This is a genomic window from Streptomyces endophyticus, from assembly GCF_035798155.1.
Classification (GTDB): Bacteria; Actinomycetota; Actinomycetes; order Streptomycetales; family Streptomycetaceae; genus Streptomyces; species Streptomyces endophyticus.
In genome coordinates this window covers 21,234-27,233 of record NZ_JAOZYC010000211.1, presented here as the reverse complement: position 1 = coordinate 27,233, position 6,000 = coordinate 21,234, and the positions used below count along the sequence as shown (strand labels likewise).

General features: G+C 70.5%; 6 protein-coding genes and 1 pseudogene. 4 read left to right on the top strand and 3 right to left on the bottom strand.

Annotated elements, in window-relative coordinates; all coding sequences use genetic code 11:
* Both OKJ99_RS43050 and mscL read left to right on the top strand, forming a co-directional pair.
* A partial coding sequence (locus OKJ99_RS43050; RefSeq protein ID WP_326024128.1) for a hypothetical protein occupies positions 1-310 on the top strand: 310 nt, incomplete at its 5' end.
* A gap of 114 nt (positions 311-424) precedes the next feature.
* Positions 425-898, top strand: coding sequence for a large conductance mechanosensitive channel protein MscL (gene mscL / locus OKJ99_RS43045; RefSeq protein WP_326024131.1), 474 nt, complete (start codon positions 425-427; stop codon positions 896-898).
* A 19-nt stretch (positions 899-917) separates the two neighbouring features.
* Here mscL and OKJ99_RS43040 read toward each other — a convergent pair whose 3' ends face one another.
* The 3 genes from OKJ99_RS43040 to pflB are packed head-to-tail and all read right to left on the bottom strand — an operon-like array spanning position 918 to position 4,272.
* Complete coding sequence (locus tag OKJ99_RS43040; RefSeq protein ID WP_326024127.1) at positions 918-1,103, bottom strand: hypothetical protein; 186 nt, start codon at positions 1,101-1,103, stop codon at positions 918-920.
* Between the two features lie 46 nt (positions 1,104-1,149).
* Positions 1,150-1,953 (bottom strand): pyruvate formate-lyase-activating protein, encoded by an 804-nt coding sequence (gene pflA, locus OKJ99_RS43035; RefSeq protein ID WP_326024126.1) that lies wholly within the window; start codon positions 1,951-1,953, stop codon positions 1,150-1,152.
* Positions 1,954-2,001: 48 nt separating this feature from the next.
* Positions 2,002-4,272: a formate C-acetyltransferase gene (gene pflB / locus OKJ99_RS43030; RefSeq protein WP_326024125.1), complete on the bottom strand. Its 2,271-nt coding sequence runs from the start codon at positions 4,270-4,272 to the stop codon at positions 2,002-2,004.
* A 209-nt stretch (positions 4,273-4,481) separates the two neighbouring features.
* Here pflB and OKJ99_RS43025 point away from each other — a divergent pair.
* Positions 4,482-4,802 (top strand): annotated as a pseudogene (locus OKJ99_RS43025) (low temperature requirement protein A); the annotation flags it as partial.
* Between the two features lie 54 nt (positions 4,803-4,856).
* Positions 4,857-5,999, top strand: a complete 1,143-nt coding sequence (locus OKJ99_RS43020) for a P1 family peptidase (protein WP_326024124.1) — start codon at positions 4,857-4,859, stop codon at positions 5,997-5,999.
* Position 6,000 lies beyond the last annotated feature (1 nt).

The following is a 6,000-nucleotide window of genomic DNA, read 5'->3' as shown; positions in this document are numbered from 1 at the left end:
CGCGTCCGCCGTGACGGTGTCGGCGCCGGTGCGGATCGCGGACGCGGGGGCGGTGCGGCTGCTGCGCCCGGGCGACCGGATCGACGTGGTGGCGGCGCGGGCGGACGGCGGGCCGGGGGTGCGGGTGCTCGCGTCCGGCGCACGCGTGGCGTCCGTGCCGAAGCCGGGGCCAACTCTCGGTCAAGGCGGCGACATCGGCGAAACCTCGACGCCGGGCGGGGCGTTGGTGGTGCTGACGGTGGAACGCGCGACCGCGGCACGGCTCGCGGGCGCCGGAGCCGCTTCTAGGTTGGCGGTGACGGTGTGGTGACGTATATCTCCTCAAGTCCCTCGATCGAGCTACCGAATTGGACAGGTCTGACCCGAACTGTCGTAGGTTGCGGAAGCGTTTGCTCCACAACCTGGACATGTGAAGAGAGGCCTTCTGGTGAGCGAGAACAACGAACCGAGCCTGTGGGAAGGCTTCAAGGCCTTCCTCATGCGAGGCAATGTCGTCGACCTAGCGGTAGCCGTGGTCATCGGCGCCGCGTTCACCAGCATCGTGAACTCGGTGGTGGAAGGGGTCATCAACCCGATCGTCGGAGCGTTCGGGACGCAGGACCTGAACAAGTACTCGTACTGCCTTCAGGGCCCGTGCAAGGTCGTGGACGGCGAGCCCGTCGGCATCGAGATCATGTGGGGCACGGTCGTCAGTGCCGCCATCAGCTTCATCATCACGGCCGCCGTCGTGTACTTCCTGATGGTGCTGCCGATGGCCAAGTACCTCGCCCGGCAGGCCGCCAGGAAGGCCGAGAAGGAAGGCACCCAGGAGGTGCTGGAGGTCTCCGAGCTGGAGGTGCTCAAGGAGATCCGCGACGCGCTCGTGGCGCAGCGCGGCTCGGGGCACACCGAGCCCTAGCAGGGCTCGCGGCGGCCCTTCAGATGTGGTGGGGCGGCTTCTCGTCGAGGAAGCGGGCCAGGTCGGCGGCGCTGTTGTCGTCGGCCCTCGGCCGCTCGCCCCAGCCGCGGTCCGTGTCGTCGGAGGACTGCGCCGTCAGCGGATCGTCGAAGATCAGCGCGGCCTTGGGATCGCGCTTCTCGGGGTCGGGGGTGGGGCTGCTCATGGCTCCAGGGTACGTCGCCGGGGGCGGCGACCCCCGGCGTGCCGGGTCAGACGGCCGTGAGGCCGTGGGACTCGAAGATCGCCTTGGCGGAGGCGACCTCCTCGGGGGTGGGCGAGGGGGTGTCGTGCAGCGTGAAGGTCTTGCCGAGCGCCTGCCACTTCGCCTCGCCCAGCTTGTGGAAGGGCAGCACGTCGACCCGGGAGACGTTGCCGAGGGAGCCCGCGAAGGCGGCGACGCCCTCGATGTTGGCGGGGTCGTCGGTAAGGCCCGGCACGAGCACGAAGCGCACCCACACGTTCTTGCCGAGGTCGGCGAGTCGGTGCGCGAAGTCGAGGGTGGGCTGCAGCGGGCGCCCGGTGACGTGCTTGTAGGTGGCGCGGTCCCAGGACTTGATGTCGAGCAGCACCAGGTCGACGTCGCGCAGCAGGGCGTCGGTGGCGCGCACACCGAGGAAGCCCGAGGTGTCGAGGGCCGTGTGCAGGCCCAGCTCGTACTTGAAGCGGTGCAGCAGTTCACCGGCGAAGACCGGCTGGAGCAGCGGCTCGCCGCCACTGATGGTGGCGCCGCCGCCCGCGGCCTCGATGAACCGGGTGTACTTGGCGGCTTCGGCGACGATCTCGTCGGCCGCGGTGCGCTTGCCGTTGCGCATCTTCCAGGTGTCGGGGTTGTGGCAGTACAGGCAGGTCAGCGGGCAGCCGGAGAGGAACGTCACGAAGCGGCTGCCCGGCCCGTCGACGCCGGTCGACAGATCCCAGGAGTGCACCGAGCCCTCGATGGGGCGGTGGGTCGCGGCGGCGGCCGGGGTGGCCGCGTCGTTCGCGGTGAGGTTCTGGGTGAGCAGCACGGTCATGGCGTTCCTCCTCGTGTCCTTCGGGGTGTCTCGGTCGGGAGGACAGGCTCAGAGGGAGCCGTGGAAGGTGCGGTTGATGACGTCCAGCTGCTGCTCGCGCGTCAGGCGGACGAAGTTCACCGCGTACCCGGAGACCCGGATGGTGAGCTGCGGATAGTTCTCCGGGTGCTCCATGGCGTCCTGGAGCGTCGCCTTGTTGAGGACGTTGACGTTCATGTGGAATCCGTCGCTGGCCATGAAGCCGTCGAGCACGCCGGACAGGTTGCCGATCCGCTCGCCGGGGGTGCGGCCCAGGGCGTCCGGGGTGATCGTGTTGGTCAGCGAGATGCCGTCCTCGGCGTCGTCGTAGGGCAGCTTCGCGACCGACAGGGCGGAGGCGATGTAGCCGTGCTCGTCGCGCCCGTTCATCGGGTTGGCGCCGGGGGCGAACGGGGTGCCGGCGCGGCGGCCGTCCGGGGTGTTGCCGGTCTTCTTGCCGTAGACGACGTTCGAGGTGATCGTGAGCACCGACTGGGTGTGCACGGCGTCCCGGTAGGTCGGGTGCTTGCGGACCTTCTCCATGAAGCCGTGGACGATGCGCTGGGCGATCTCGTCGGCCCGGTCGTCGTTGTTGCCGTAGGCCGGGTAGTCGCCCTCGATCTCGTAGTCGACGGCGAGGCCGGTCTCGTCGCGGATGACCTTGACCCTGGCGTGCTTGATCGCCGAGAGGGAGTCCGCGGCGACCGAGAGACCCGCGATGCCGCACGCCATGGTGCGCAGGATCTCCTGGTCGTGCAGGGCCATCTCGATGCGCTCGTAGGCGTACTTGTCGTGCATGTAGTGGATGACGTTGAGCGCGTGGACGTACGTCTTCGCCAGCCAGTCGAGCATCGCGTCGTACCGCTCGGCGACGACTCCGTAGTCGAGGTACTCGCCCTCGATGGGCTCGAATCCCTCGACGACCTGCTTGCCGGACTTCTCGTCGCGGCCGCCGTTGATCGCGTAGAGGAGGGCCTTGGCGACGTTCACGCGGGCGCCGAAGAACTGCATCTGCTTGCCGACGGCCATCGCGGAGACGCAGCAGGCGATCGCGGTGTCGTCGCCGTACTTGGGGCGCATCAGTTCGTCGGACTCGAACTGGATGGCCGAGGTGTCGATGGCGACCTGGGAGGCGAAGTCCTTGAAGCCGCGCGGCAGTTCACGCGACCAGAAGACCGTGAGGTTCGGCTCGGGGGCCGGGCCGAGGTTGTAGAGGGTCTGGAGCGCGCGGAAGGTGGTGCGCGAGACGAGCGGGCGGCCGTCCTCGCCGATGCCGGCCATCGACCAGGTGACCCAGGTCGGGTCGCCGGAGTAGAGGTCGTTGTACTCGGGGGTGCGCAGGAAGCGGACGATGCGGAGCTTGATGACGAAGTCGTCGATGAACTCCTGGGCCTCGGACTCGGTGATCCGGCCGGCCTCGATGTCGCGCTGGAGGTAGATGTCGAGGAAGTTGTCGATGCGGCCGATCGACATGGCCGCGCCGTTCTGCTCCTTCACGGCGGCGAGGTAGGCGAAGTACAGCCACTGGACGGCCTCACGCCCTGTGGTGGCCGGGCCCGAGATGTCGTAGCCGTACGACATGGCCATGGCCTTGAGCTCGCCCAGCGCCTTGATCTGCTCGGAGACCTCCTCGCGGTCCCGGATGACGTGCTCGGTGGGCCAGGCGGAGGCGAGCTCGTCCTTGTCGGCCTGCTTGGCGGCGATGAGGCGGTCGACGCCGTAGAGGGCGACGCGGCGGTAGTCGCCGATGATGCGGCCGCGGCCGTAGGCGTCCGGGAGGCCGGTGATGATGCCGGAGGAGCGGCAGGCGCGGATCTCGGGGGTGTAGGCGTCGAAGACCCCTTCGTTGTGGGTCTTGCGCAGGTGGGTGTAGATCTCGCGGACCTCGGGGTCGGCCTCGTAGCCGTACGCGTTGAGGGCGCTCTCGACCATCCGCCAGCCGCCGTTGGGCATGATCGCGCGCTTCAGCGGGGCGTCGGTCTGGAGGCCCACGATGAGGTCGGTGTGATCGGCGGGCGTGCCGTCGATGTAGCCGGGCCTGAAGGCGTCGATACGGGAGGGGGTCTTCACGTCGACGTCGTGGACGCCGCGCTCGATCTCCGCGGGGAACATCCCGAGGAGCTTGTCCCATGCGGCGGTGGTGCGTTCGGTCGGTCCCGCGAGGAAGGAGCCGTCACCCTCGTAGGGGGTGTAGTTCTGCTGGACGAAGTCGCGGACGTCGACGGCGTCCCGCCACAGCCCTCCCCTGAAGCCCTCCCAGGCCTCGCCGTGCGTCGTCTTTTCCGCGGGAGTGGCAGTCATCTGCGGCACCTTCCCCATCTCTTCGACCGGTGGGTTGCTACGTGTTCATTGCACTCCTGTCGGGCGCGCCCGAGGGGCCGCAATGGTCCCCAGTTCAGGACCGAAAGTCCTGAACCGGGGCCGGACTCCGGCGGAATCGGCGGACTGACCTGGCCTTTCCCGAGGGACTTTCGACCCAAGTTCGCTTGTGAACGTGTTCACAAGGAACCGCGTCGGCGGCATCGATCGGCGCGGGCATCGAGGTCGCCGTCGAGCAGGCGGTGGGCAAGGCGCACATCTCCACGGCCGCGACCTCCGCCGCCGTGACGATCCCGTCAGCGGTGTTCCTGCTGCTGGTGTGGGCGCTGCACGCACGGTTCTTCAAGGTGGGGACCGCGCAGCAACTGGCCTTGCCGGGCAGCGCGTTGCTGGTGCTGGTGTGCACGTTCGCGGGGCACTGGGCGGTGCCGGCGGCAGGGGTCGTCGCGGCGCTCACGGTGGCGGTCGGGGTGACGCTGTCCTCGCGCGGGAGCGAGCCACAGCCCGCCTGACCGGCTCCGGGCGGCGCCCCGGCCGGACGTCAACTGCCGTGGTAGGCATGGGATATGACGACACGCAACGATGCCCTTACCGACGTCCCCGGCCTGCGCGTCGGACACGCCACCAGTGTCGGGGACGGGTTCCTGACCGGTACGACGGTCGTGCTCGCCCCCGAAGGCGGCGCGGTCACCGCCGTGGACGTGCGCGGTGGCGGCCCCGGCACGCGGGAGACCGACGCGCTCGACCCGCGCAACCTCGTGCAGCGGATCGAGGCGGTCGTGCTCACGGGCGGCAGCGCGTTCGGGCTCGACGCGGCGTCGGGGGTGATGGCGTGGCTGGAGGACCAGGGGCGCGGGGTCCCGGCCGGCGCCCGGCCGGGGGAGGTCGTACCGGTGGTGCCGGCGGCGTGCGTGTTCGACCTCGGCCGGGGCGGCGACTGGCGGGCCCGGCCGGACGCGGCGACGGGCCGCGCCGCGGTCGAGGCAGCCGCCGCGACGGAGCCCCGCTCCCCCGTCCAGGAAGGCAACATCGGCGCGGGCACCGGCACCCTCGTCGGGAAGCTGCGCGGCGGCATCGGCACCGCGTCCACGGTCCTCGGCTCCGGGATCACGGTCTCCGCCCTGGTCGTCGCGAACGCCGCGGGCTCCGCCGTGGACCCGGCGACCGGGGCGCTGTACGGCGAGTTCTTCGCGGGGCGCGGACCGGTGACGTACCCGACGTCGCAGACACACGAGGCGGCGGGCAAGCGACTGGCGGATGCGGCCGCGGCGAACGGGGCGGGACCGCTGGACGGGGCGGGCGGATCGGGCGGAGCGGGACGCACGGCAGGGACCGGCGCGCGGGACGGCGCCACCGCTCCCACCGACCCGCCGCCCCTCAACACCACCCTCGCCATCGTCGCCACCGACGCCGACCTCAGCCGCGCCCAGGCGCAGAAGGTCGCCGGTACCGCGCACGACGGGATCGCGCGGGCCGTACGCCCCGTACACCTGCTCAACGACGGGGACACGGTATTCGCGCTCGCCACCGGGGAGCGTCCGCTCGACGCCGCGAACCCCCTTGCCCTCAACGAGATCCTCGCGGCCGGCGCCGACCTCGTGACGCGGGCGATCGTGCGGGCCCTGCGCACGGCGGAGTCCGTGACGGCCGGCGGCCGCACCCACCTCTCGTACAGCGACCTCTACGGGGGCCGGCCCGACGCCCTGTAAC